Below are 26,013 nucleotides of genomic sequence, written 5' to 3'. Positions count from 1 at the left end.
TTGCCTGCTTCCCATTCCCCCAGGCGGCTGAAAGGCCTTGCCGGATCGGCCAGGTCGAAGCTCGACGAACTGATCCCTGGGTTGAGCCTCAGTCCACATGCGATCCCTCCAGCGCGTGCGCTGAAGCGGTCGAGTTGCCCGATCGAATTGAAGATGATCTTGTCGGCATGCGCGACCGCCTCGTCGATCTCGTGGTCTGCCCACGCCACGCTGTAGGCGTGGGTCTCTCCCCCGAAACGCGTGCGCCCGAGCTTGACCTCGTTGAGGGACGATGACGTCGTGCCGTCCATGTATTCGCCCATCAGGTCGAAGACCGACCAGGTGGCGAAGCATTTCAGGGCAAGCAACGCCTTGGCACCGGATTTTTCGCGCAGGTAGGCGATACGCTCCAGATTCCGGAGGAGCTTGGATTTGTCGATCAGGTAGTAGGGCGTCTGTATCAAAGCCATCGCGTCAATCTTTCTGGGCACGGTGGGGAAGCGGCAGGTCCTTCGAGAGGGCCGGTTACGGAAAGCCCGAGAACACGGCGTTTCATCGACCGCGCGGCCAGCGAAACATTCACCGAAATCCGCGTCGGATAGGTCTGCGCGCAGTACGAGCCGTCGCTTGTTAACTCGATTCCATGGCGCAGGAACGGTGTCACGTCCGTGAACCGGTCCGGAACCGGCCGGAAGCCGTCATCGCCGACCATTCCCATCCATTCGGCAACCTGATCGGCCGGCTCGCGGACGCGGCTCAGGACCGCCAGGTATTCCTCCTGCAGCGCGGGACTATTTTCGCGCCTCATAGCGTCCGAAAGACGATCCAGATCACAGGCCAGTTCGTAGGCGTCGCATCGAGGTTTCCTCCAGACGATCCTCCGATCGTCGATGACGTCGAGATACTCATCGACCCCCGGCAGTTCCTCGTCCGCATGCGGCACGAACAGAGCGAAAGGATCGCTTTCGTCCCGCCAGTGCCGCTTTGCACTGCTTTCGACGGAGTCTGGATTCGCGGGCGGAAAGAAATCCAGCGCGGCCAGGACCGAGTCGGAAACCTTCACGGACTTGGCGGCGATATCCGCGGCGTTTGCCAATGACAGGCCAGCCTGGCTGTGCAGCGCATAGGAAATCGCAATCCCGACCCGCGCGCGCGGTGGAAGAGAAAGCGGCGCCTGGTTTTCGCCGTGGCCAGTTTGGCAGTCCAGGACGTCGAGCAACACTCGCACGGCTTCCGCATCGCATATCAGCGCAGAAGTCAGATCGCTCTCCGTCAACGCTCCCCTGTGCCATGCATCAAGCCGTGCCGGATCGGCCGAGATGCTCATGCGCGCCTCCCGACCTCTGCCCACTCGTTCCCCCAGCCGCTTCGCGACTGCGGCCAGGGCGGAAGATTTTCCCTTCGCGGGCATGCCAAGCCCGACGTCCTGCTCGCCAAGGATTTCACATACCTTCATGATTGCCTCCGCGTGGTTGCTGCAGGCAACGCCCGCGCCGTTCCTCGGGGATTGTCGAACCGGAAAAGTGGAAACCTGGCGGTCCCGGACGCGCAGCCAGGTTTGTGATCGCGTCCGGGTCAAAAGCCCGCTTTGGCGGTGCGCGCGCCCCGCGTAGGACAGGCGGCTGGCTTGATCAACATGCACCTGCCGCATGAACTGCAATGGAGGATTCGGTCCGTGGCAGCAGGGGGACGCGCTGCCGGAGTTCTCGCCCGGCCGAATCCGATGATGCCGACGGCCGCACTTTACGCGAGCCGGACGTCAAGGTCTTCAGCAGTTCTGCCAATCCCGGCTCGTCAACCACCTTGCATGCCTCCGCGATCGGCCACCACTGCCGCTTCCGCTGGCCCTTCTCCAGCCAGTTGAGGAGCGTTTCGAGGACATAGAGGCCAAAGACCGTCACGTGCCTTTGCTCCAACGAACCATCGTCCCGCGGTCGCGAGTAGCGATACGACCCGATCGGCTCGGCTGCTACACGACCGACGACGCCCGCCTCCTCGAAGGCTTCGCGTTCAGCGGACTGCGACGGCGTGCAGCCTGCCACCTGCCACCCTTTCGGCACGATCCACCGGCCGCGGCGGCGCGACGTCACCAGCATAACCTCGAGGAAGCCGTCTCTCATGCGCCAGGGCACCGCGGCGTACTGTTTCGCGATCCCGGGTTGTCCGACGGTTAGGATGGTACGATCCAAGGCGGCGCTCATAGCAGCACCTGTGACCATGTCGAATAAGCGCCCGGCCCCCGGTGCGGCTTCGGCAGATCCTCCCTTGTCGAAGGGACGACGACCGACGCGATGCACCACGGACACCGGGAGGCTGCTCTTGGAAGCAAACGGCTGCAGGAAAGGCAAATGCGCCTGAGGCGGGAAAATATCATTGTCACGCTCCATTGGTGCGACGCCACGAAGAGCGCCGCAGGAATGAACCGCAGATTGTTCTGGAATGTCCCGGAGCAGGAATTACGTGCGGGCTTCAGGGTTGGAGAGCCTGCTCCGGGAAGGGATGCGACCTTCTCCGGCAAGCCTCGAAATCCTGATGTAAGTCTCCATGCACATGTATCTTACTTATTCCACTAAGCTATTTTATTCAAGGTGGCGGAATGTCGCCAGGCCACGATCCGGATCAGATCATCGCGAACGCAAGGATCATCAATCCGAACATTCCTACTGCAATGATCGTTTTCGTTGCCGTGTCCAACTGGATTTCTCCGACTGTTGAATCGCGGGCACAAGGCCCGCGCCTTACCTGACATATTCTTGGTGCCGCGACCCTCAGGCCGCTCTGCGAAGCTCGTTGGGAGCTTCCTCCGGCGCTGCAAGCGAACGTTTTGGCCTGATCTGTCGGCCCTTCCGGCGAAAGAGGTCCTCCACGTGCCGAGAGATATCGTTTCTCGAGATTCCAATGTCTTCGAGTTGCCTGTCGTCCAGGGCTTCAAGGTGGGCAATCGCCTTGCGTTGCTGCCAACGCTGGAATGCGCGGGCAAGGAACTGTGCGAGCGTCGTCAGCGGATTACTTCGCTTCGCGTCTCGCCGGGCTGGGGTTGATGGTCGAAGGATCGGGTGATCGGTCATGCATTCTCCATTGCGCAAAGGGTGATCAGGCCCGATCCGCGTCGGCAAAGCTGCGCGACCAGGCACGTCTAAGACGCCGGCCATGCACTTGGCGCCGCATGCGGTCCTTCGACCGCGGCAAAAAGATCGCCACGTGCAAGACGGCTTGATTGTGAATGGAGTTCCCCGAGACGGCAGTCGCGAACGTCCGAGCCGTCCGGGGTTTAAGAAAGGGTCAGCAAAGATCCTGACAGAAGCAGATATTTTCTATGGCGGCTTGAGAACGTCATTTTCCTTATATGGTGGCTGCACTTCACCTATTCAATCGATCTCAATGTAGATGCGGCCTTTCGACGCTGAGAATTCACTCCGCGCCGTTGGCTGAAGCAGAATAAAAAGGAAAAAGCGCACGCGGCGACCAAGGGTCTAACGCGGCCTCATGGTCGGACCGGCGGCACGACAGCGTTAGCGCCAGCCGGCGACTGGCACCTCACAATACGCGCTCATTACGCGCGTATCCGGTGCGTTACGCCAGAAGCCTCCAGAAGAAGACGGCGCTCATGGCGGCGCCGACGATGATGACGACAGCCTTGACGACTGATCGCGGCAGCGCCCTCGCGACAGGCGCTCCGGCATATCCGCCGACCGTGGCAGCCGCCATCATAAGGGCCGCCTGGGGCCATGCGACGATCCCTGCAGCCGCGAAGGTCCCGACCGAGATCGCCGACAGCACGAAGGAGAGGCCGTTCTTCAGCCCGTTCATCAGGTTGAGGTCGCGCATCCCCCACACCGAGAACAGCGCCAGTAGCACGATGCCGAGCCCGCCGTTGAAGTAGCCGCCGTAAATGGAGACGAGAAGCGTCCCGATGGATCCTCCGCCCGCTCCGAAGCTGTGCCGCTGGGCCCAGCTCTGGAGACGGTCGCCGAATGCGAATGCAAGCGTGGCGAAAGCGAGCAGGAAAGGGACGGCGACCGAGAACGCCTCGTTGGACGACACCAGGAGCAGCAGCGAACCGACCAGCCCACCTAGGACGGTCGCGCCAGTGATCTTCATGAGCTTCCTACGGTCGAAGGCGGCGATCTCACGGCGGAAGCCCGCCGCGCCGCCGAGATAGCCGGGGAACACGGCGACGGCACTGGTCGCGTTCGCCGCCACGACGGGGACCCCGGTGTAGACGAGAGCGGGAAAGGTCAGGAAAGTACCTCCTCCCGCCACCGTGTTCAGCATGCCCGCGAAGAACGCCGCGGCCGCTATCACGAGATGCTCGGTCATGCATTTCCTCTAGATCGGCGCGCGGGCATGGCTCACGCGGCCGACGGGCCGGGATCGTCGGAGTCGTCGGGCCCGGCAGGCACGAAGCGCGGCTGATCGTAGAAGGCGCCGCGGATCAGCTTCAGCGCCGGCCTGCGCTTCTCCGGCTCGGCCAGCCTGTCCATTGCTTCCTTCTCGCGCTTTACCGCCTCGGGCTGGTAGTGAACCTTATCCAGCGCGATCCGCTCCTCGACGCCGTCATGGTTGGTCAGGGGAAACACTTGGCCTTCGGCGAGGCCGAGAAGGGCCAGCCCCCGCGGCGTGGTTATCGGCAGGAACATGCCGACGGGCGAGGTCATACGGTCGTGCGAAAGTACGCGGGTGTCTGGATCGCGGCCGTCGACGCTGAAGCTCACGCGGCTGCTCAGCGTGGCGACGTTCTCGGGAACATCGTCGCGGAAGACGACCGTAGCGGTTTCGATCTTCCTTTTCAGGATCGGCGCCAGCGGATCGTCGCCGAGGCAGCGGTCGCGCATGACTTCGAGGATCGTGAAGTCTTTCGTGGTGAGGATGCAGGTTTCGTTCGACATCGCAGTTCTCCATCGCTCCGCCCGGGAGCGGTCAGTTGAAACGAAATGGAGAATCCCCTGGCCGCTGAGGGCGGCGCAGGGGCTACGATCCTGCGATGAGGCAGCCTCCGAACAGCGAGAGGCGGCAGGGCGGCAGAACCTCCGTCATGATGCCGGCCGCAGTTCGATGGAAGCCTGGCTGGCCGAGGCCTCGGCGGGTGCGTCGACGCTTTCCACGGTCAACCGGTGGGTGCGTCCGTCACGTGCCGTCCAGTCGATCGACTGCCCGGCGGAGAGGCCGATCAAAGCGGCGCCGATCGGCGTGAGGATCGAGATCTTGCCTTCGGCGATGTCAGCCTCGCCGGGGAAGACCAGGGTTACGCTTCGGACTTCGCCTGCGTCGGTGGTGAAGCGCAGGCTGGAACCCATGCGCACGACGTCCGCCGCGATCCGCGCATCGGCGACGACTCGCGCACGGTCGACTTCCGCCAAGAGTTCATCCGCGACTTCGGGATTCCTTGCGGACATGGATTCGGCCAGTCGCGACAGCCGCTCGTGATCGGTGCGGGTCATCGTGATGGCCGGCTTGCGTTGTCTCTTTGTCTCAGGATTCATCCTGGACTCTCCTTGCAAATGACCGCTCGCGCGCCTGCGGCATCGCTAAGGTCGAATTCTTGTTCTGGGATTTGAGTGTCGCGTGTGGGGCTCGCTATCGTCCCGCAGTGCGGGAAAGCTCGCCTAATGCCCCGCGGCCGGGGCGCGACGCGACCAGCCGGGGGTCAGATGCCCGCGATGGGGCACACCCTATGAAACGAAAGAAAGCGGCGTTCGGTCACGTACATGAAGCGAAACGTGGGGCCTTGCGACTGGAAAGTCAAGCCCACCACCGGTACAGCCAAAATCTGAACTTGGCGAAAGGCGTCCTGGACCGGACGCCTTTCGCAAGGTTACTTTCCGGGGACAGCTCTATGCTTTTGCCTTGAGTGCCCTCAGGCGCGCAGTCGCTTCTATGTCGACGGTCTCGTCCTCGAGGTTGACGGCCACGCCATAAACCTCCCGCGCGTGGTCTACGGAATAGAAGCCATCCAGCACGTCCTCGAGCACCTTCTGCGGTGGCCGCTTCAGAGGTGAGCCGTAACCTCCGCCATTCGGGCTGTAGTAGGCCATCACGTCGTTGGGGTTCACGGCCAGCCCGGAGAATTTCGAATACATCTCGCGGGCCTGCTGCGGGGCGCCGGAATTGTAGATGAGGCACTTGCCCACCGCGCCGTCAGTGCCGCCGAACACACCCCAGGGAGCTTCCTTGTGCCGCTCGGATTCGTGCGTGATGAAGCCGTCCGTGAGCACGCGCTGCGCCTTGACCACGCCAAGCCCGCCGCGGAACTCGCCGGCGCCCGGAGGAACGTCGTCGCGCAGTTCGTAGCGGTCGCAGACCATCGGGATGTGCATGGCCAGATCCTCGAGAGGATTATTGCGCGTGTTGGCCATCAGGTTGTCGATGCTGTCGGGCCCGTCGGAGCGCGGCCGTCCGCCATAGGCGCCCTCGTTGACTTCCAGGAACACCCAGTAGTCGCCGCTCGGCCGCACCCCCGAATAGGCGGCGAATGAGATCGACGCCGAGCTGCCGGCAATCACCTTGTCGGGCATCACCGGAGCGAGCGCGCGGATGATCAGATCGATCATGCGGTTGCATTGGGTGAAGCGCGCTTCGGCCGAGGCCGGCGGCTTCGGATTGAAGATCGACCCGAGCGGCGCGATCACGTTGATCGGGCGGAACGAGCCCTCATTCGAAGGCACCCGCACGTCGGAAGTGTAGGCGTCGAGCAGCAGCTTGCGGAACGCCGCATAGGCGGCCACCTTGGTCGAGCCCTCGAAGGGCACGTTGTAGGCAGTCGGCGTCTGGTCGGCCGACCCGGTCAGGTCGACATCGAGTTCGTCGCCCCTCACCCGCACCGTGACCTTCACCTTCAGCCTCTGGTCACGGTTTCGCCCGTCGTCGTCCAGCCAGCCCTCAGCCGAATATTGGCCGTCCGGAATGTCCGAGATACGCTGGCGCATCATCCTCTCGGCATAGTCCATCAGCTGATTTGCCGCCTGAAAGACCGTCTCCTCGCCGAACTTCTCGATCAATTCGACGAAGCGCTTGGCCCCGAGCCTGGCGGAAGCGACCTGCGCCTCGATGTCGCTGACCAACTGCTGGGCGGCGCGGCTGTTTCTGCGGATGAAATTCCACATTGCCCGATTGGGCTCTCCCTTGCGGTAGAGCTTGGTGCCGGCAAACAGCATTCCCTCGGCATAGACATCGGGGACGTCGATGATGAGGCCCGGCGTCGCCGCGCCGATGTCGACGTGATGCGCGGTATTGCCGGCGAAGCCGACGAGCCGACCCCGGAAGAAGACGGGAACCACGATGGCGAGATCAGGCGTATGGCTCGACCCGTGGTAGGGATGGTTATGGACGACCACGTCGCCCTCGTACCATTCGCCGTCCTCCAGGGTCTCCTGGATGCCGCGCAGATAGCCGGGGATCGAGCCGATGTGCATCGGCGTCGATTCCGACTCGCACAGCGTGTTGAAATGGACGTCGAACAGGCCTGCGCCCAGATCCTCCGATTCCCGGATGATGGATGAAAAGGACATGCGATAGAGCACATGCGCCATCTCTTCCGCGATCGTTTCGAAGGAGCCGCGGATCACCTGCAGCGTGATCGGGTCGATCTCGGCCGGTACTTCCTTCGCCGCTACGATCTTTTCCATGGTGTTCATGTTGATCCCTCCCCGATCAGGCGATGCCGGCGCGACGGACGCGCGTGTTGCCGTAGTCCAGCGTCTCGGCGACATAGCCGGGCGGCACCAGCGTCGTGGAATCGTGCTGCACCAGGATTGCGGGACCGTTCACCTTGTCGCCCGCGTAGAGCTTGGTGCGGTCATAGCGCGGGGTTTCGAGCGTACTTCCGTCGTCGAAAGTGGTCGTCCGCACGAACATCAGCGCGCGGTCGATGCTGGATCCATCGGTCTCGCGCACCTTGGGCACGTGAAGGCGCTCGACCGCGGCCCGGCCGATGGCGCGGAGGGTGATCAGTTCGACCTCCTGGTCGCGGTAGCTGTAGCCGTAGTCGACCTGATGCTGATCGTGGAAGCTGTCCACGATGACCGACTTGTTGGCGTGCGTCACAGGTCCGTCGGGCATCTTCGCGCGCAGCTCGAAGCCCTGCCCGCGATATCTGCATTCGGCGACCATCTCGACCCTCTGCTGGTCGCGCGGAATACCGTCGTCGTCCAGTTCCGCGACAACCCGCGCATGCAGGCGTCTGGCGGCTTCGTTGATGCGGGCGAGTTCGTCGTCGCCGGAAGCGTTGAGTTCGACGATCGCCGCCTCCGTATGGTCGTACTGGAGGTCGGTCTTCAGAAGGCCGACCGCGGCCGTGATGCCCGGCGCGACGGGAACGATAATGTCCTTCGCCGAGATCGCCTCCGCAAGCGCGACGCCATGCAGAGGCCCGGCGCCGCCGAACGGCAAGATCGAGAATTCCCGGGGATCGATGCCACGTGCGAGCGAATTCGACCGGATCGCCAAGGCCATGTTGTTGTTGATGATCTTGATGATGCCTAGCGCCGCCTCCTTCACCGACATACCGAGCGGGTTTGCGATCTTCTCCTCGATGGCCTTCCATGAAAGCTCCGGATCGAGCTTGAGGTCGCCGCCCAGGACAAGGTCCGGATCGAGGCGGCCGAGCACGACCTGCGCGTCGGTCACGGTCGGCTCCACCCCGCCACGGCCGTAGCATGCCGGCCCCGGCTCGGAGCCCGCCGAACGAGGCCCGACGTTGAAGGCGCCTGCCTCGTCGATGAAGGCTACCGAGCCGCCACCGGCTCCGATGGTCACCAGGTCGATCATGGGGGTCAGCACCGGATGGCCGGACACGTAGGTGTCGCGGGGATTCATAATCTTCACCCGGCCATCCGGGATCGTGCTGATGTCGGCGGAGGTGCCGCCAATGTCGACTGTGATGACGTTGCTTACGCCCGCCATCACTCCTTCCGACGCGCCGCCGATGACGCCACCCGCCGGACCCGACATGAGGATGCGAATGGGTCTTGCGGCGCAGGATTCGACTGTCGACACGCCGCCGTTGGACTGCATGATGCGAAGCTTGGACGTTACGCCCGCCTCGCGAAGCTTCGATTCAAGATCGCGCAGATAGAACGCGGTCTTCGGTCCCACGTAGCAGTTCATCGCCGCCGTGGAGAAGCGCTCGTACTCGCGCATCACGTTGGCGACTTCGCTCGACAGCGTCACATAGGCGTCTGGCATCTCTTCCAGGATGATTTCCTTGGCGCGGCGCTCGTGCGCATCGTTCAGGAAGGCGAACATAAAGCCGACGACGATGGAATTGATGCCGCGCTTCTTGAACAGCTTGATGGCGTCGCGCACCTCCTGCTCGTTCAGCGCGGTCTCCACTTCGCCACTGGGCGGCAGGATGCGCTCGGAGATGGCGATCCGGTTGCGGCGTTTCACCAAGGGCTGGTCCTGCCACGGAACGGTGAAGTGCAGCGAGAAGTTGTAGGGCCGCTTGTGGCGTCCGATGTGCAGGATGTCGCGGAAACCCCGCGTCGTCAGCATCCCGGTTTCAGAGCCTTTGTGCTCGATGGTGATGTTGGTTGCGGTGGTCGTGCCATGAACGATGACATCCACCTCCGACGGCTTAATCCCAGCGAGGCTGCATATGCCCCTGACCCCCTCGACCACGCCGATCGACTGGTTCTTCAGGGTCGTCGGGACCTTGTGGTAGAAGACGCCTTTCGCGCACTCCAGCACCAGGTCCGTGTTGGTTCCGCCGACGTCCACGCCGATGCGTGCCATTTGCTCCTCCTCCTCAAGCAATCGGTGCACAACCCAGGGCGATCCTCCCTAGACTGCCTGCTCCGCCATCTCCTCCCAGCGGAAAAAAGGCGCGTCCTGCAAAGGACGCGCCGCAGCTTTCATTCCGCCGCAAGGCGGGTAGAGTTCACCGTGTTCAGATAATCGACGCATTCGTCGACGCTGTGAACGTCGGCAAATTTCGCATCAATGTCGTAAAGATTCCAGGCAACCGCGCCCGGAACGCGATCGCCGATGCATTCGCGAACGGCAATGGTGCGGAAGCCGTCTGCCAGCCCGTCGCAGATGGTGGTGCGCACGCAGGCCGTAGCCGTGACGCCGGTCACCAGGATGGTGTCGACGCCGGCGGCGCGCAGAATGCCGGCAAGGCCTGTGCCGTGGAAGGCGCTGGCCCGCTTCTTGAGCAGCGTGTACTCGCCTTCAACCGGCGCGATACGGGAATCGATCGCCCAGAGTTCCTTGTCCTTCAGGTTCACGACGTCGATCGGGATCTTGCAGTGCCACAGGCCCATGTCGGTGAAAGGCGAGTTGCGATCGGTGATCTCATAGGCAGTTGTGACGTGCACGACCGGGTGCCCGTTGTCCCGGCAGGCCTTGAGAAGCCGCTGCATGCCGGGGATGATCTCGTTGTCCATCGCGTCCTGGTCGCAGGTGAACGGGTTGCCCGGCCGCGTCCACGCATTGGCGAGGTCGACGCTGATAAGCGCCGGGCGCTTGCCGAAGCCGACACGGCGCTGGAAGCCTCGCTCCTGATAGATCTTGGTCGATGCCGCGAATGCCTGCTGAAGCATGCGGTCGAGTTCCTTGTTGTCGATATCGCTCATGGCGGCTCCCAGTCCCGGTGTTGTTCAAACCGGCGTTCGATTTCCGATCTTCGATGATCACCCGTCCACTTGCCGAGCAGTCATCTTGAAAGAAGATGATGCCGGCACTCGCCATCCACCTGAACTGATCTTTCGCCAAATATTCTTGCGCCGGGTGCATCAATCCATCATCGTGGAGGCGTGCCTAAGACAAACGGAAATTCGAACACCCAATCGCAGGCAGGGCTGGAACTCACCCAGTCCTTCCTAGTCGTCGCCGAGGAACTCAATTTCCGCCGCAGCGCCGAGCGGCTGAACGTGGACCAGTCGGCATTGACCCGGCGCATCCAGAAGCTCGAGCACCTCCTCGGCTTCGCCCTGTTCGAGCGCACCACGCGCGAAGTAACTCTGACCCCGGCCGGCCGCTCCTTCTACGAGGGCAATGAAAGACTCCTGCAGACCTATTCCCGCGCGGTCAAATCGGCGCGGCTGGTGGCGGAAGGCAAGAAGGGAGTCCTGCGCCTGGCCTACATGGCCTTCGCAGCCACGGAGTTGATGCCGTTTGCCGTCTCGCGTTACCGGCGCCTCTACCCCCACGTGGATGTGAACCTTCGCTATATCCGCACCCAAGGGCAGAAACTGGCCTTGGCGCATGACGAGGTCGACATCGGCTACATGATCGGACCGTTCGACCACAGCGACTTCCACAGCCTGCTTCTTGCCAAGGACCCGCTCTACGTCGTCACGCCGAGGAACCACCGCCTCACCCGATTGCACGAGGTCCGGCCTGCGGATCTGGCTCAGGAGGAACTGATCCTAGGCGACCTGGTGGAATGGGAGGCCTATCGCTGGCGGTTGAACGAGATGTTCTCCGCCGAGGGCGTTCCCCTCAACATCAAGCTGGAGGCGTCGAACACGCTGGCGCTGGTCGGCCTCGTCGCGGCGGGTCTCGGCATCACCGTCTACCCTGAGAGCCTGATCGGCTTCCTCGGCCGCAACGTCGAGGTGAGGCCTATTCTGCAGCCGGATTTCCGTATCGAGACCGTGCTGGTCTGGAAACGCACCAACCGCGCCAAGACGGTGCGTCAGTTCGTGGATATCGCCAGAAACCTGCCAGCAAGAGGCTGACGCCGAGAAAGCCACAAGCGCTCGCTCTTTGTTCCGGCGCAACGACGCAAGGCTGATCCCGAACAAAATGGCTTCCTTCGAAGGAGCTATATCCGATGGTTCGAACACCGATGATCCATCCTGACATGCCGATAGACGAGGTGATGCGCCGCTGGCCGGAAACGATCCTCGTGCTGGTTCGCAGACGCATGTTGTGCGTTGGATGTCCGATCGGAACGTTCCATACCGTTTCCGAAGCCTGCCGCGAGCATGGCGTGCCGGAGGGCGAGTTCCTGATGGAACTGGAGGCCGCCTTGGCGGGCAGGAGCCTCAGCCGCGCCGTCGGTTCTCGGCAATCAGCATGAGGCCGTGCGGATCGGTGACGGTGACCTTCTGGCGCCCGCCACGGACCAGCCCTTGAGCTTCCCAGGCGCTGAGCAGCCGACTCACGGTATGCAGCGTCGTGCCGGTCATCTCGGCGATGTCCTGCCGGGTGATCGGAAAATCGATCTCGATCCCCTCCGGCGTCTTGCGCCCGGACTGCTGTACGAGCCGCAGCACGGTTCGGGCGATCCGCTGTTCGACCTGTTCGGTCGCCATCGCCATGACCTGTTTCTGCGTCTCCTCGAGCCGGGTTCCGATCGTCTGATAGGCGGCCGTGGCGAAGGCCGGAACCCGCGCCACCAGGTCGGGCCATGCGCCGTTGGGCCAGGAGAGCACCACGCAATCGACCGCCGCTACCGCGCTGGCGGGGTAGGTCATCCTGCCCATGGCGATCGCGATGCCGAAGAGTTCGCCCTCATTGATGTAACGGGCGATGATCTGATGACCCTCCGGCGTGGTGCGCACGACGCGGATATGTCCGGAGAGAAGGAGGTGGAACGACTGGGCTTCCTCGTCCTGCGAGAACACCTCCGAGTCCTTTGGCACGCGCGATGAACGCGCTCCTTTCAAAATTTGGTCGAGGTCCTCCGCGGAAAGTCTGGCGAAGGCGGGCAGGCCCGTAAGCAGAGACCTGTCGAGCACTGGCATGCGGCACGTCCTCCGGGATCGCCGGGAAGTCTTCGCCTGCTTTCTACCCTGAGTTTGCGCCAGCGCAAACTGTGCCCCCCGTGCGGCATCTATAGGTTTTGCGCGGTCCAACGCCGCATGCAAAAGGAAGAGGAAAATGAACAGGATCATCGCAGCCTTGGCCCTTGGAGCAGCGGTCGCCTTCACCGCAACCGCGGGTGCCGCGGAATTCGAGGTCAAGATGCTGAACAAGGGCGAGAGGGGCGTGATGGTGTTCGAGCCTGCCTACATCAAGGCGGCGCCGGGCGATACCGTCCGCTTCGTGCCGACCGACAAGGGTCACAATGTCGAGACCATCAAGGGCATGATCCCGGGCGATGCCGAGCCCTTCAAGAGCAAGTTCAACGAAGAGTTCGCCGTGACGCTCAATAAGGAAGGCATCTACGGGCTCAAGTGCACGCCCCATTACGGCATGGGAATGGTGGCGCTGATCGAGGTCGGCGCTCCGACCAACCTGGCTGAAGCGAAGACGGTGAAGCAGACCGGAAAAGCCAAGGCTGCTTTCGAGGAACTATTCGGGCAGGTCGTCGCGGCTGAGTAGGATTCAGCCGCATCAGGGGGGCGGAGGGGCAGGCCGGGTTGACGTAAGTCTCCCGGCCGAGCCGCATGTCCGTGTCACTTTGACTTTCGCCTAGCGCGTTACGAAGCGCCTGAGGCAGCGGCGGCCTCCTTCTGGTGCGGACCGCATGGGTGAGCCGATGGAACTCGCGCCAGGTCGTTTACCGGCAAGCTACTTTGCAGGCCCCTTGTACATAATTGCATCGTCTCGCGGCCCGTCCACGTCCAGGAAGCCGACGAGGCCGCGTTCCAAGCGGGAAAGTGCATGATCGACCAGCGTGTAGCGGCCGCCGCGGTGGATCTTGAAATCGATGATCGTCGCGCCGCCGGGCGGCACTGAAACGGTTTGCACACCCGTCAGCGGCGGCGACGTAACGCTTCCCAGCACATAGGCATGATCGAAAATCTCCCCGATCACATGGAAAGACGAGGTGAAGTTCGGTCCGCCAACTCCGAAGAAGATGCGCACGCTATCACCGACATTGGCGTAAAGAGGATGGGTACGGGTCAGCGCGCCGACGGAGCCGTTGAAGAGAAAATATTCGGGCCTTTGGTCGAGCAGCTTCTCGTAGTCCAGTTCCTGGTCGCCCGGCGTGCCGAACGGTTGAACCGTGTAGATCTCCCCCTGCATGACATAGAATTCACGGTCGACTTGCGGCAAGCCGCCTTCCGGTTCCACCAGCAAGAGGCCGTACATGCCGTTGCTTATGTGGGTGGGCACACTCGGCGTAGCACAGTGATAGACGAATATGCCGGGTTCGAGCGCCTTGAACGTTACGACGGCCTCGCTGCCCGGATCGGTCTGCGTGAACTCCGCGCCGCCGCCCGGCCCGATGGCGCCATGAAAATCCACGGAATGGATCATCAGGCTCTCCTCGGGATTCTTCAGATGCACCTCGACCGTGTCGCCGACGCGCACGCGGACGAAGGGGCCGGGAACCTTGCCGTTGAAGGTCCAGTACGTATAGCTCGTCTTGTCGTCCAATTGTCCCTTGAGTTCCACCGTTTCGAGATCGACGCGTACGATCCGAGGCTGGCGGGCACCGATCGGCGGCGGTAGGTCGGCGGGATCGCGAGTGATGTCTGTTGCCGTTGCTCCCATCTCAGCGCGGTTGCCCGGCATAACCTGAAGCAAGCCCTGCATGCCTGCCTGGCGGTGGCCAGGGACCGAGCAGTAGTAGTCGAACTCGCCGACTTTGCTTGCGACGAAAGAGAATGTCGAACTTGCATTCTTCCCGGTGACGATGGCCGAGCGCGCTGCGTATTGGTCGATGACCACGTCATGCTGTGCGCCCTCGCCATTGATCAGGTTGATCTGGACCGTCTCGCCGTCGTGGACCATCAGCGTCGGGTTGACTTTTCGGTCAATTTCGCCGCCGTCACCGATGAAAACCATCCGCCCCTCAGCGATCCCGGTCCGCAAGGTGAATACCACCGGCGCATGCGAACTCATTTGCATTGTGGATGCGGCCGGGTTGCTGTTTGACACGGCAGGACTTCCCCCGGAGGTGGAAGCGGGTGGCTGTTCATCCGCCATGGGAGTATTGGCCCCGGCCTCAGTTGTCCCGAGCGCGTGCTGATGCTGCTCCGCATTTGCGACGGAAGACCAGATTAGGCCAAGAACCACAAATCCCAGAATCATCGCCGCGCGATGCAGCTTCATGATGTCCTCCCATCTCGGGATGTGCTGTGAAACTGGCAGCAGGGAGCGCCGCGCATAATGCCCGCGCGCCGTTGGATTATACATTGCGCGGCTTTCGAAAGCTCGGACATACGTCAACGGCTTCGAGATTTATTGACGAAGTAACGGCAGCGATCTTTGACCCTGGCGTCGCCCTCGCCTCTCCCTTTCCCCGTGAAGAACGGGCGAGGAAGTATCGGCCTCGCCGCCAGCCATCTTCCCGCCTCTACGGACAGAAGATGGTGATAGGCCGGCGATCAGCCATCGGTATCAGCGGCGCACGTGACCACAGGCGCCCTTCGGCGCCTCTTCAGTTCACGAACTCTCCGGCAACCGCCATATGTATGGTCGACCACCGCTCGAGCCTGTCGAAGATGGAGGCTTGCGGCAATTGCTCCCCCTGCATCTCGGGCGGGACCTTCCAGCCCGGATCGACCCCTTCCATATTGGGCAACTCATGCGCGATGCCCTTGTGGCAGTCGATGCAAGTGGCCTGGCCGCTCAGCAGGTAGCGTGTGTGGATGTCGGCGGCCCGTTGCGTCTGCTTCGAGAGATCCATCGCCACCGACGAGTGGCAGTTGCGGCATTCAAGGCTGTCATTGGCCTTCAGCCGCGCCCATTCGTGCTGCGCGAGTTCCAGCCGCTTGTCGAGGAATTTTCGACGCGTGTCGATGGTGCCGAAGATCTTTCCCCAAACCTCCTTTGAGGCCTGCATTTTGCGGGCGATCTTGTCGGTCCACTGATGCGGGACGTGACAGTCCGGGCAGGAGGCTCGCACACCCGAGCGGTTGGTGAAGTGGATGGTCCGCGTCAACTCCTGATAGACGTTTGCTTCCATCTCATGACACGAGATGCAGAACTGTTCGGTGTTGGTCACCTCGAGCGCGGTGTTGAAGGCGCCCCAGAAGATGACGCCGCCGATGAAGCCGCCGAGCGTGAGAAAGCCAAGGCTTAGCGTGGCTGCCGGCGTAGACAGGATTTTCCACGCCCATAGGGCGGCCGCCCGCAGTTTGCCCATTTCTCTACTTGTCCCCCGCGTGTTCGACGCCCATCTCGCTCATGTCCCTAAAAGTGTTCTTGACCGGCGGTGCGGCGGTGGCCTGCGGCACGTGGCAGGCCGTGCAGAAGTAGCGGCGGGGCGAGACGTCAGCGAGCATCTGGCCTTCGCGCGTGATGTAATGGGTCACGCTGATCATCGGGGCGCCCGAGCCTTCGGTAAGCTCCCGCTTGTGGCAGGAAAGGCATCGGTTCGAATTGACCGAAAGCTGGTAGCCCTCGATCGAGTGCGGGATGACCGGAGGCTGGTCCGGATAGGCGCGCATCTTGCGGATGTCATCCACGGTCCATTTGGGCAGCGGGTCGGCAGGAGCCGACTCGGTGAACGGCACGTCGCCCCTGAGCTCGGCGCCCATCTGCGCCAGGGCTGTCGAAATGGTGAACACGGCCCCTGCCCCGATCAGAGCAAGGAGTATCCGTGTCTTCATACGGAAACGATCTTGACCGCGCATTTCTTGAAGTCCGTCTGCTTGGAAATGGGATCGGTCGCGTCCAGCGTGACCTTGTTGATCAGTTGGCTGGCATCGAACCAGGGAACGAAGACGACGCCCTTCGGCATTCGGTTGCGGCCGCGGGTCTCGAGGCGCGTCCGCATCTCGCCGCGCCGCGAGACGACCTTGATCTCCGCGCCCTGGTTGAGGCCGCGGTCGCGCGCATCGTCGGCATTCATGAAGCACACCGCGCCCGGAAACGCCTTGTAGAGTTCCGGGACCCGCATGGTCATCGAGCCTGAATGCCAGTGTTCCAGGACCCGGCCAGTCACCAGCCAAAGGTCGAACTCTTCGTCAGGGGATTCGGCCGGCGGTTCATAGGGTACGGCGATGATCTTCGCCTTGCCGTCGGCATTGCCGTAAAACTTCACGCCCTCGCCCGGCTTCACATAGGGGTCATAGCCCTCGCGGTAGCGCCAGAGCGTCTCCTTGCCGTCGACCACCGGCCAGCGCAGTCCGCGCACCTGGTGGTACATGTCGTAGGGCGCCAGATCGTGGCCGTGGCCACGGCCGAATGAAGCGTACTCCTCGAACAGCCCTTTCTGGATGTAGAATCCGAAGTGCTTCGCCTCGTGGTTCTCGTGTTCCGGACTCGCTTCGGAGAGCGGAAAACGGTCGACCTGGCCGTTGCGGAACAGAACGTCGTAGAGGCTCTTCCCGCGATAGTCCGGATTGGAGTCAAGGATCTCGGCAGGCCAGACCTCGTCGGTCGTGAACCGCTTGGAGAACTCGACCAGCTGCCACATGTCCGAGCGAGCCTCACCGGGCGCGCTGACCAACTGATGCCAGACATGCGTGCGCCGCTCGGCGTTGCCGTAGGCGCCTTCCTTCTCGACCCACATGGCGGCGGGCAGGATCAGGTCGGCGTTGACAGCGGTGATGGTCGGATAGGCGTCCGACACGACGATGAAGTTCTCCGGGTTGCGATAGCCGGGATAGGTCTCCTGGTCATTGTTCGGCGCCGCCTGGAGATTGTTGTTCACCTGGATCCAGTACCAGTTGAGCTTGCCGTCCTTCAGCATACGGTCCTGCTGCACGGCATGGTAGCCGACCTTGTCGGGCAGCAGGCCGTGCGGAACCTTCCAGATCTCCTCAGCGTGGGCGCGATGCTCCGGATTGACGACCAGCATGTCGGCGGGCAGCCGGTGCGCGAAGGTGCCGACCTCGCGCGCCGTGCCGCAGGCGGAAGGCTGGCCGGTGAGCGAGAACGGGCTGTTGCCCGGCTCCGAGATTTTTCCGGTGAGCAGGTGGATGTTGTAGAGCATCTGGTTGGCCCAGACGCCACGGACGTGCTGGTTGAAGCCCATCGTCCAGAGCGACATCACCTTCTTGGCCGGGTCGGCGTAGAGTTCGGCCAGCTCTTCGAGGAAGCCCGGCTCGACGCCCGAGAGCTCGGAGACCTTCTCGAGCGTGTACTCAGAGACGAACGCCTTGAACTCCTCGAAGCTGGACGGCTCCGTCTTTCCGGGATCGCCAGCGCCGGCCGCTGCCTGTTCCAGCGGATGCTCCGGGCGCAGGCCGTAGCCGATGTTGGTCTCGCCCTTCACGAAGACGGTGTGGTCGCGCACGAAATCCTCGTGCACGCGTCCGGTCGTGATGATGTGGTTGGCGATGTAGTTGAGGATCGCGAGGTCGGTTCCCGGCTTGAAGATGATCGGGATGTCGGCAAGGTCCATCGAGCGGTGGGTGAAGGTCGACAGCACCGCGCAGCGCACATGCGGATGGCCCAGCCTCCGGTCTGCGACCCGCGTCCACAGGATCGGGTGCATCTCGGCCATGTTCGAGCCCCACAGCACGAAGGCATCGGCGGCCTCGAAGTCGTCGTAACAACCCATCGGCTCGTCCATGCCGAAGGTGCGCATGAAGGCGACCGCGGCTGAGGCCATGCAGTGGCGCGCGTTCGGGTCGAGGTTGTTGGAGCGGAAGCCGGCGCGCATCAGCTTCGTCGCGGCGTATCCCTCGAAGATCGTCCACTGCCCGGAGCCGAACATGCCGACGGCGGTGGGACCCTTTTCCTTGAGCACCTGCTTGCACTTCTCGGCCATGACGTCGAAGGCCTCGTCCCAGGAGACGGGCTCGAACTCACCCTCCTTGTCGTAGACGCCGTTCTTCTTGCGCAGCAGCGGCTGGGTCAGCCTGTCTGCGCCATACATGATCTTCGAAAGGAAATAGCCCTTCACGCAATTCAGGCCGCGATTGACTTCCGCCTGCATGTCTCCGTGGGTGGCGACGACCTTGCCTTCCTTGACGCCGACCATCACGCCGCAGCCCGTCCCACAGAAGCGGCAGGGCGCCTTCGACCACTTGATCTCCAATGCGCTCACGCCGCCCGGCACCGGCTGGGCTGCGGCTTCGGGCACGATGCCAGCCGCCGTGGCCGCTATGGCGGCCGCCTGCGCCTTCAGCAGATCGCGTCGGGAAAGGTCCATTCTCAAGCTCCCTGGACTTCCTGTTCGACGTGCTCGAACACCATGTTGGCGGTGATCACGCCGTCCATGACGGCGATCTGCAGCAACAGGCCGCCGACCGCGCCGCTGCTCGGGCCTTCGAGCAGCACCACCATCTTGCTACCCTGGCGTGCGCTCAGTTCCACGCCGTTCATTTCGGCCAGCCTGGCCGCGATCTCGTCCTCGCGGCCCGGCAGCACGGCTACAACCGCGCTCGATATGCAGTGCTGTTCCGGTGCAGACTCCGCATCATGATTGCGGCCTGTCCTGCCTGCGAGAAACTGGCGCCTCGTCACGCCGTCTGACGGGGTGTCCATCATGCGAGCCTCAATGCAAAGGGTGAGGAGGAGGGCCCGGCGGGCCGAACACAATCTGCCACATCCAGACGAGGAAGCCATAGCCGCCGACAACGCCGACCGCCACGATCGGCCAGATGCCGAAGGCAAGCACAAGAAAGGCGAGCAGTTCCCTGCGCCTGACGCTTGCCGGCGGGCGATGCTCCAACTCGGCTGCTTTTCCGGTGTCCTGGGTCATGGCCTCCTCATGTGCCTTGGACAGGGCGGATCGCCATTCCCTCTCCGCCGGAATGGGCAGGCACAAAGCTAAAGCCCCGCCTGTTTTTTTCAATACCCTCTTTGGTAGGCGGGAGGTTACGTTCCGTGAACCGCAGCCCGCGGACCCCACAGGACAGCTGCGTAACGCACCGCGAATAGGAGGAAGGCAGCGCTCCAGAAGACGCCGCCGCAGGCGAGCACGTGCAGGTACCAGTTCCCGGCGAACGGGGCCGCCACACGCAGCGCCGCGCCGAGCGTGACCGCGAGATAGATGGCGACGACATACCGATCGGCGACGATCTGCCGGCCGGTATGGCCGAGGCTGGCGCGGGTCATCACGGCGAGCGTCATGGTTCCGATGGCGCCGGCCGTCAGCGCATGGATCGCTGCACTCGTGGGAACGGCGTGGGCGAGAGTGGAGGCCCCGAGCAACAGCATCGCCACTGCAAGCCAGAGATAGCCAACATGCAGGATCAACAGGATCGGCTCCTTGACGGTCCGCACGCCACGCCACCGCATCATTCGGGCGGCAAGCAGGGCTCCCGCAGCGATCTGCGCGCTGCCTGTAGCGAGCGATTCCGGAACGGCCACCCAGAGGATCATGGCGACCGCCGTCGCCACGAGCGCCGCTTTATCGAGGCGCCCGAAGGTGGCGGGAAAGCGGGTGGCGCCGTCTTTGACCAGCCAGTTGCGGGTGAAGCTCGGGACGATCCGCCCGCCGATCAGCGCGATCAGCAGGGCAGCGACACCAAGCGCCAGCCGAGGTCCAAGGCCCGCAGGCACGAGCCCCAGGTTCTCCGCGTGATGCAGCGCGTTGGCGGCGCCGAACAGGGTGATCATCCCAGCGACCGGCAGGTTCTTCCAGTTACGTCCGGCGATGATCTCCCGCCACAGCGCCAAGGCCAGCACCGCTGGAAATGCGAGGTCGGCCGCCATCGCGAGCGACGGGACCGGGAGGAAGGCGCATGCGGCCCGGCCGGCGAGCCATAGCGCGACCAGTCCGGCAAGCGGCCAGCCGCTGAGTGGAAGGCGCCCCGTCCAGTTCGGAACCGCGGTCAGGACGAAGCCGGTGATGACAGCCGCGAGATAGCCGAACAGCATCTCGTGAACGTGCCAACCGAGGCCTGGAAACGGCCCGGAAAGCGCCCCGCCCGCTGCGTAGATCCAGAGCCAGGCCGGGATCGCCAGCCCCGCATATAGCGCGGCGAGGAAGAAGAAGGGCCGGAAGCCGTATTGCAGGATCGGCGGCATCGACGCGATGCGGCCGCGGCCGTCACGCGCGGTCTCGCCCGATTTGCGGAGGCTTCGCAGCACTGACCGGTCGTGCGCCGAGGAGTGTTGCGAGGCGGCCATCAGCTGTTTCCCGCCCCGGCAGCCTGCCGCGCCGCCAATGCCCCGCTGGCGGCGAAATCGGCGACATCCTGGAAGAGGCTGGCGATCTCGTGGAAGGCTGTCCGGTCCGGCTCTTCCGGCGTCAGTTCGTCGAGTTCGCAAAGCAGCGCCGTGACGATCACGATCGCATCGCGCATCCGGCGGGCATTGGCCAGACCTTCGGCGCGGCGAGCAAGGCCCTCTTCCGCGCCGATCCGTTCCAGCATCGCGTCGGCGGCGTCGCGGCAGCCGCAGTCGAGCCCTGCCTCGTTGAGTTCACGCCTCAGGCGCTCGACGATGCTCGCGCCGGAGTCCAGGCGAACCTTGCATTCGGCGGGAGTGGCTTGGGGATTGCGCATGGGGCTCGTCCTGAAACCAATGTGGGTCGATCAGCGCCGCCGTCCAGGTCCATCATCGAGACCACGGCGGCAGCGAAATGAAGCGAATTGGCCGCCGGCTGCCCGGCGGCCAATTGTTGGGGATGGCAGGCTATTCGCCGAGCATCCCGACCTTCTCCTCGACACCCTCGCGATAGATGTCCGGCTGCTCCGGCCCTTCCACTACCAGCTTGCCGATCAGGCCGCGCATGGCGCGCGACAGGGCGTGATCGACCAGGGCGTATTCGCCGGGGACCTCGACCTTGAAGTCGACCGCGGCAGCACCGCCGGGCGGGACGGTAAGGGTCTGCACGTCGGGCAGCGGTTCACCCGTCAGCGATCCGAGATTGTAGACCTTGTCGAAGATCTCGCCGATCACGTGGAAGCTCGAGGTCTTGTTCGGGCCGCCGACGCCGAAGTAGATGCGCACCGTCTCGCCGACCTTCGCCTTGAGCGCATTGTCGCCGGTCAGCGCCTCGGCGGCGCCGTTGAAGACGTAGTATTCCGGCTGCTCGTTGATCAACTTGTCGTAGCTCTCGGTAAGCTGCCCCTGCGTCCCGAGCGCTTCCTCCGTGTAGAGCTCGCCCTGCATGACGTAGAACTCATGGTCGACCGCCGGCAGGCCGCCTTCGGGCTCGACCAGGATCATCCCGTACATGCCGTTGGCGATGTGCTGGGCTGCCGGCCCCACGGCGCAGTGGTAGACGTAGAGGCCCGGGTTCAGCGCCTTGAAGGTAAAACCCTTCTCCTCGCCGGGTGCCGCGAGCGTGGCATGTCCGCCGCCGTGCAGGCCGGTAACCGCATGGAAGTCGACATTGTGCATGGCCACGCTGTCCTCGTGGTTCTTTAGAAGAACCTCGACGGTGTCTCCAACGCGAACCCTGACCAGCGGTCCGGGAACCTTCCGGTTGAAGGTCCAGTAATGATAGCTCGTGCCGTCCGCGAGCTTGCCGATGACCTCGACCGTCTCCAGTCCGACCCGAACCGTCTGCGGCCCGCGTTCACCTACCGTACCGGGAAGATCGGTCGCCTGGCGGATCACGTCAACGGGGGCTTCGGGCGTACCGAACTCGGCCACATGGCTGTGCTGGTCCGAAGGAAAGGCCGGGAAGGCAGTTGCCGCTGCGAATGCTGCTGCAGCGACCGTTGCGAAGAGGTACTTGCGGGTGCTCATGGCACGTGTCCTTCTGACCGCGTTGTTACGAAGGCACGTTAGGTCAGTGCGGAACGCCGCTCTTTGTGCGGGAACAAACAACGCAGAGATGGCGAGACTTCTCGGGAGCCGCAGCTACTGAACGCGTTTCGAGCAGCCCGATATGTAATCCGAGGAATGTGACCTCCAATTCAGGCTCCGATGATCTGGCGAAGATCAGGCGTCCCGGTTTCTGCGCGGGCATGTGACGTTAGGCCAACGCCGGTGATCCGGAATTTCGACACATCCAAGCTTGGCTTTTTGGGCATCCTATCTTACGGACCCGCTCATGAAGATCCTCGAACCGTACCGTGCCCGCATCGACGCTCTCGACGACCGGATTGTCGACCTGCTGGTAGAGCGCACGGGCATCATCCGCGAAGTCGGTCACATCAAACATGAGCACGGCATTCCCGCAGTGCTGCAGGACCGGGTCGACGCTGTCCGGGAACGGGCGGCCGCGCGAGCGCAAGCGAAGGGCCTCGACCCGGAACTCGTGCGCGAGCTCTACGCGCGGCTGATCGCGTTCAGCTGCAGCCTCGAGGAAACCATCAAGGATGAGTTGACGAACTCGCAGGCCCCTGATCGCCCCTGAAAGCTCCGGCTTCCGGAACCCAGCGCTCAGCCTCGCATAGGCGACCTCGTTGTCGCGCATAGCTCCCTGAGATCTGCCCCAAATTGGGCTGGTTCGGCGCGGCCGCTCGCACCCGAGGCGCGTCCCAGCGCTCGTCGGGGAGAGCCGCCCGCTATGGGAGCCCCACAACCCCCCAAAAAAGCAAAAACTATGCTCACCGAAATTTAGGAAGCAGCCTGGAAAAACACTCCACAAAACGCAAGAATGCACGGATAGATACTTGCTTATCTTCTTCGTCATTTGCGACGATTAGGAACTTAGCAACAAAACGCGCCTAAACACCACCACAACTGGATTTTGTCGTAAGTCTTGGTCTGGGGGGACAAGGCATGCGTTTCTGGACTGGATTGCATCTTATCTGGGCATCTTTCGCGCTGACGACTTTTGTGAAGACAAGTTCCTTTGCCGGGGCGACACTCGATGAAGTATTGAGAACCGGCGAGCTTCTGGCACCCTATCCAGAGATTTCCCCGCCGTATGTGCTGAAGGACAATAAAGGCAGACTGACCGGCTTCGACGTCGAAGTGTTGGGCGAAATCGGGCGACGTCTCGGAGTCCAGGTCAGATACGTCACCCGCGAGGACGGATCGAATTACAACTGGGAAGAACAGACCTCAGGTCGGTGGCAGGGCAAGTACGACATCGTGGTCAACGGCATGACCCCGACCGCCGAGCGTGCCGAGAAGTTGGTTTTCCCCGCAACCTATTACTATTCCCTGGGTGTGCTGACGGTGCACCAGCAGAACAGGACCATCAGGGCGCTCTCCGATGCGAACGGCAAGCGCATCGGCGTAGTGAAGGCCGCCAACAGCGAACTCTATCTGCGGCGCGAGTTCTCCGGGATCATCGACGTGTCGCCAGTGGCCTACCAAATCGAGAACCCAGTGATCGCGACCTACGATCAGGAGGACAAGGCCTTCGAAGCACTCGCCGACCGCGAACTCGATGGCGTGATGAGCTATCTGCCGGCGGCCGTGGCGCAGATCAAGAGAGGCAAACCCTTCCGGGTGATCGGGCAGCCAGCCTATCGCGTACCGCAGGCTGTCGCGATCATGCCGGGTGATCCAGAATTCGCCGACCTCCTCACGACCATCGTGGATGGAATGCATGCGGACGGCACTTTGAGAAACCTTTCGGTTGAGTGGTTCGAATTCGACCTGACAGGACGTGAAATACCGGGCGGCTGAGGTCAAGCCGGCTCCGCGGCCTTTGCGAAGAGCTCTTTTCCGTCCGCGGCCCGTCCGCTCAGCGGATGACCGGGAGTTGGCTCCACTGATGGTATGGCGGGGGCGAAGAGAGTTCCCACTCGAGCGTCGTGGCGCCTGGGCCCCACGGATTGGCACCCGCTATCCGCTTGCGCGCGAACGCTTCGGCCACGCCGATAAGGAACACGACCGTGCCGATCCCGGCGAGATAGGCTCCGTAGGATGAGACCATGTTCCATCCTGCATAAGCGTCGGGGTAATCGATGTAGCGCCTCGGCATGCCCGCGAGGCCCAGGAAGTGCTGCGGGAAGAAGACCAGGTTGACGCCTATGAAAGTCATCCAGAAGTGCACCTTCGCGAGCAGCGAGTTGTACATGTAGCCGGTCATCTTGGGGAACCAGTAGTACCAGCCGGCGAAGATCCCGAATAAAGCGCCAAGCGACAGCACATAGTGGAAATGGGCCACCACGTAGTAGGTTTGATGAAGCGCTCGATCCAGGCCTGCATTGGCGAGTTGAACCCCGGTGACGCCGCCCACCGTGAACAGGAATATGAAGCCGATCGCCCACAGGATCGGGGTGCGCAGAGTGATGGAGCCGCCCCACATGGTGGCGATCCAGGAGAACACCTTTATACCGGTCGGAACCGCGATCACCATCGTCGCGAAGGTGAAGTAGCGTTGCGTGTCGAGCGAGATACCGCTCGTGTACATGTGATGCGCCCAGACGATGAACCCGAGCACCGCGATTGCCACCATCGCGTATACCATGCCGAGATAGCCAAAGATCGGCTTCCGGGAAAAGGTCGAGATCACCTGGCTGACGATGCCGAAGGCCGGAAGAATCATGATGTAGACTTCCGGGTGACCGAAAAACCAGAACAGGTGCTGGTATAGGATCGGGTTTCCGCCGCCCTCGGGATTGAAGAAGGTCGTACTGAAATTCCTGTCCGTGAGCAGCATGGTCAGCCCGCCCGCCAGGACGGGCAGGGCCAGGATCAGCATGAAGGCGGTGATAAGCATGGACCAGGCGAAGAGCGGCATCTTGTGCAGCGTCATGCCAGGGGCCCGCATGTTGAAGATCGTGGTGACGAAATTGATCGCGCCAAGTATCGAGGAAGCCCCGGCGATATGGAGGGAAAGGATGGCGAAATCGACGGAAGGCCCCGGATTGCCCGACGTGGAATAGGTCGGGTACAGGAACCAGCCCGTTCCCGCGCCGTAGCCGCCAGCCGGGCCCCGCTGGAAGAAGGAAATCAGTAGCAGGGTGAAGGCCGCCGGCAGCAGCCAGAATGAGATGTTGTTCATGCGCGGAAAGGCCATGTCGGGTGCCCCGATCATGAGGGGTATCATCCAGTTGCCAAATCCGCCGATGAGGGCCGGCATCACCATGAAAAAGATCATGATGAGGCCGTGCGCCGTGGTGAACACGTTGTATAGCTGCTTGCCCTCATCGATGGCCGCATCCCCCTGAACCCCGAAGATCAGGTTGGCGAGCCAGGGGAAGACCTGGATGCCGGGCTCCGACAATTCCCAACGAATGAAGATGGATAGAACCAGGCCAACGAGGCCCGCCACGATGGCGAAGCACAGGTAAAGCGTGCCGATGTCCTTGTGGTTGGTGGATGCCAACCAGCGTCTGAAGAAGCCTCTGGGGGCCTCGGCCGCGTAATCGGAGAGCGCCGCGTCGGTCATGATCCCATCCCCATTCCTCGAGGGGCGAAGAGCCGACTCCGAAC

At 62.8% G+C, this 26,013-nt stretch carries 25 protein-coding genes and 1 pseudogene; 5 read left to right on the top strand and 21 right to left on the bottom strand.

Annotated features, from left to right (window positions below):
- The 10 genes and pseudogenes from HUI96_RS27495 to HUI96_RS27450 form a co-directional block, all read right to left on the bottom strand.
- A pseudogene (locus HUI96_RS27495) lies at positions 1–443 on the bottom strand (carboxynorspermidine decarboxylase); the annotation flags it as partial.
- Positions 440–1,639 carry a hypothetical protein gene (locus tag HUI96_RS27490; RefSeq protein ID WP_210320349.1) on the bottom strand — a complete coding sequence of 400 codons (1,200 nt, stop codon included), beginning with the start codon at positions 1,637–1,639 and terminating at the stop codon, positions 440–442. The gene HUI96_RS27490 and the pseudogene HUI96_RS27495, both read right to left, overlap by 4 nt.
- Positions 1,611–2,168, bottom strand: a complete 558-nt coding sequence (locus HUI96_RS27485) for an NUDIX hydrolase (protein WP_188257897.1) — start codon at positions 2,166–2,168, stop codon at positions 1,611–1,613. The genes HUI96_RS27490 and HUI96_RS27485 overlap by 29 nt, the downstream gene beginning before the upstream one ends.
- Positions 2,169–2,747: 579 nt before the next feature.
- Entirely contained in the window at positions 2,748–3,047 is a 300-nt protein-coding gene (locus tag HUI96_RS27480; protein ID WP_188257896.1) for a DUF1127 domain-containing protein, read from the bottom strand.
- A 505-nt stretch (positions 3,048–3,552) separates the two neighbouring features.
- Positions 3,553–4,299, bottom strand: a complete 747-nt coding sequence (locus HUI96_RS27475) for a sulfite exporter TauE/SafE family protein (RefSeq protein ID WP_188257895.1) — start codon at positions 4,297–4,299, stop codon at positions 3,553–3,555.
- A 32-nt stretch (positions 4,300–4,331) separates the two neighbouring features.
- Positions 4,332–4,868, bottom strand: coding sequence for a nucleoside-diphosphate kinase (locus HUI96_RS27470; RefSeq protein ID WP_188257894.1), 537 nt, complete (start codon positions 4,866–4,868; stop codon positions 4,332–4,334).
- Positions 4,869–5,012: 144 nt separating this feature from the next.
- Complete coding sequence (rnk, locus tag HUI96_RS27465; RefSeq protein WP_188257893.1) at positions 5,013–5,462, bottom strand: nucleoside diphosphate kinase regulator; 450 nt, start codon at positions 5,460–5,462, stop codon at positions 5,013–5,015.
- Positions 5,463–5,813: 351 nt separating this feature from the next.
- The gene (locus tag HUI96_RS27460) at positions 5,814–7,613 is read right to left on the bottom strand and encodes a hydantoinase B/oxoprolinase family protein (protein ID WP_188257892.1); all 1,800 of its coding nucleotides are present in this window, start codon (positions 7,611–7,613) and stop codon (positions 5,814–5,816) included.
- 16 nt (positions 7,614–7,629) lie between these two features.
- Positions 7,630–9,711: a hydantoinase/oxoprolinase family protein gene (locus HUI96_RS27455; RefSeq protein WP_188257891.1), complete on the bottom strand. Its 2,082-nt coding sequence runs from the start codon at positions 9,709–9,711 to the stop codon at positions 7,630–7,632.
- 119 nt (positions 9,712–9,830) lie between these two features.
- Entirely contained in the window at positions 9,831–10,553 is a 723-nt protein-coding gene (locus tag HUI96_RS27450) for an isochorismatase family protein (protein ID WP_188257890.1), read from the bottom strand.
- Positions 10,554–10,733: 180 nt separating this feature from the next.
- Between HUI96_RS27450 and HUI96_RS27445 the strand changes: the two genes are divergently transcribed.
- Entirely contained in the window at positions 10,734–11,660 is a 927-nt protein-coding gene (locus HUI96_RS27445; RefSeq protein ID WP_188257889.1) for a LysR substrate-binding domain-containing protein, read from the top strand.
- A 95-nt stretch (positions 11,661–11,755) separates the two neighbouring features.
- A complete protein-coding gene (locus HUI96_RS27440; protein ID WP_188257888.1) occupies positions 11,756–12,004 on the top strand; it encodes a DUF1858 domain-containing protein in 249 nt (82 codons plus the stop codon).
- Here the strand turns inward: HUI96_RS27440 and HUI96_RS27435 are convergent.
- Positions 11,970–12,671 carry a Crp/Fnr family transcriptional regulator gene (locus HUI96_RS27435; RefSeq protein WP_188257887.1) on the bottom strand — a complete coding sequence of 234 codons (702 nt, stop codon included), beginning with the start codon at positions 12,669–12,671 and terminating at the stop codon, positions 11,970–11,972. The genes HUI96_RS27440 and HUI96_RS27435 overlap by 35 nt on opposite strands.
- A gap of 136 nt (positions 12,672–12,807) precedes the next feature.
- On the opposite strand from HUI96_RS27435, the gene HUI96_RS27430 reads away from it, so the two are divergent.
- Positions 12,808–13,251 (top strand): pseudoazurin, encoded by a 444-nt coding sequence (locus tag HUI96_RS27430; RefSeq protein WP_188257886.1) that lies wholly within the window; start codon positions 12,808–12,810, stop codon positions 13,249–13,251.
- Positions 13,252–13,440: 189 nt separating this feature from the next.
- Here the strand turns inward: HUI96_RS27430 and nirK (HUI96_RS27425) are convergent, their stop codons facing one another.
- The 9 genes from nirK (HUI96_RS27425) to nirK (HUI96_RS27385) form a co-directional block, all read right to left on the bottom strand.
- Complete coding sequence (nirK, locus tag HUI96_RS27425) at positions 13,441–14,931, bottom strand: copper-containing nitrite reductase (RefSeq protein WP_188257885.1); 1,491 nt, start codon at positions 14,929–14,931, stop codon at positions 13,441–13,443.
- Between the two features lie 328 nt (positions 14,932–15,259).
- A complete protein-coding gene (locus HUI96_RS27420; RefSeq protein WP_188257884.1) occupies positions 15,260–15,967 on the bottom strand; it encodes a cytochrome c3 family protein in 708 nt (235 codons plus the stop codon).
- Between the two features lie 4 nt (positions 15,968–15,971).
- A complete protein-coding gene (locus tag HUI96_RS27415) occupies positions 15,972–16,457 on the bottom strand; it encodes a nitrate reductase cytochrome c-type subunit (RefSeq protein WP_188257883.1) in 486 nt (161 codons plus the stop codon).
- On the bottom strand, positions 16,430–18,925 hold the full coding sequence (gene napA, locus HUI96_RS27410; RefSeq protein WP_425299313.1) for a periplasmic nitrate reductase subunit alpha: 2,496 nt from the start codon (positions 18,923–18,925) through the stop codon (positions 16,430–16,432). Before napA ends, HUI96_RS27415 begins: the two co-directional genes overlap by 28 nt.
- A 2-nt stretch (positions 18,926–18,927) precedes the next feature.
- On the bottom strand, positions 18,928–19,263 hold the full coding sequence (locus HUI96_RS27405; protein WP_237684425.1) for a chaperone NapD: 336 nt from the start codon (positions 19,261–19,263) through the stop codon (positions 18,928–18,930).
- 7 nt (positions 19,264–19,270) lie between these two features.
- Positions 19,271–19,477: a periplasmic nitrate reductase, NapE protein gene (napE, locus tag HUI96_RS27400; RefSeq protein ID WP_188257881.1), complete on the bottom strand. Its 207-nt coding sequence runs from the start codon at positions 19,475–19,477 to the stop codon at positions 19,271–19,273.
- A gap of 116 nt (positions 19,478–19,593) precedes the next feature.
- Positions 19,594–20,850 carry an NnrS family protein gene (locus tag HUI96_RS27395; RefSeq protein WP_188257880.1) on the bottom strand — a complete coding sequence of 419 codons (1,257 nt, stop codon included), beginning with the start codon at positions 20,848–20,850 and terminating at the stop codon, positions 19,594–19,596.
- Complete coding sequence (locus HUI96_RS27390; RefSeq protein ID WP_188257879.1) at positions 20,850–21,227, bottom strand: hypothetical protein; 378 nt, start codon at positions 21,225–21,227, stop codon at positions 20,850–20,852. Before HUI96_RS27390 ends, HUI96_RS27395 begins: the two co-directional genes overlap by 1 nt.
- Before the next feature lie 130 nt (positions 21,228–21,357).
- Positions 21,358–22,419, bottom strand: a complete 1,062-nt coding sequence (gene nirK / locus HUI96_RS27385; RefSeq protein WP_188257878.1) for a copper-containing nitrite reductase — start codon at positions 22,417–22,419, stop codon at positions 21,358–21,360.
- A gap of 307 nt (positions 22,420–22,726) precedes the next feature.
- Here nirK (HUI96_RS27385) and HUI96_RS27380 point away from each other — a divergent pair, with 307 nt between their 5' ends.
- The gene (locus HUI96_RS27380; RefSeq protein WP_188257877.1) at positions 22,727–23,032 is read left to right on the top strand and encodes a chorismate mutase; all 306 of its coding nucleotides are present in this window, start codon (positions 22,727–22,729) and stop codon (positions 23,030–23,032) included.
- Positions 23,033–23,400: 368 nt separating this feature from the next.
- Positions 23,401–24,258, top strand: coding sequence for a transporter substrate-binding domain-containing protein (locus HUI96_RS27375; protein ID WP_188257876.1), 858 nt, complete (start codon positions 23,401–23,403; stop codon positions 24,256–24,258).
- Positions 24,259–24,316: 58 nt separating this feature from the next.
- On the opposite strand, the gene ctaD is transcribed toward HUI96_RS27375, so the two are convergent.
- Entirely contained in the window at positions 24,317–25,969 is a 1,653-nt protein-coding gene (gene ctaD, locus HUI96_RS27370; protein WP_188257875.1) for a cytochrome c oxidase subunit I, read from the bottom strand.
- Between the last annotated feature and the right edge of the window lie 44 nt (positions 25,970–26,013).

It is taken from the genome of Pseudaminobacter soli (ex Zhang et al. 2022), assembly GCF_014595955.1.
GTDB lineage: Bacteria > Pseudomonadota > Alphaproteobacteria > Rhizobiales > Rhizobiaceae > Kumtagia > Kumtagia pseudosoli.
This window is presented reverse-complemented; position numbering and strand designations above follow the sequence as displayed.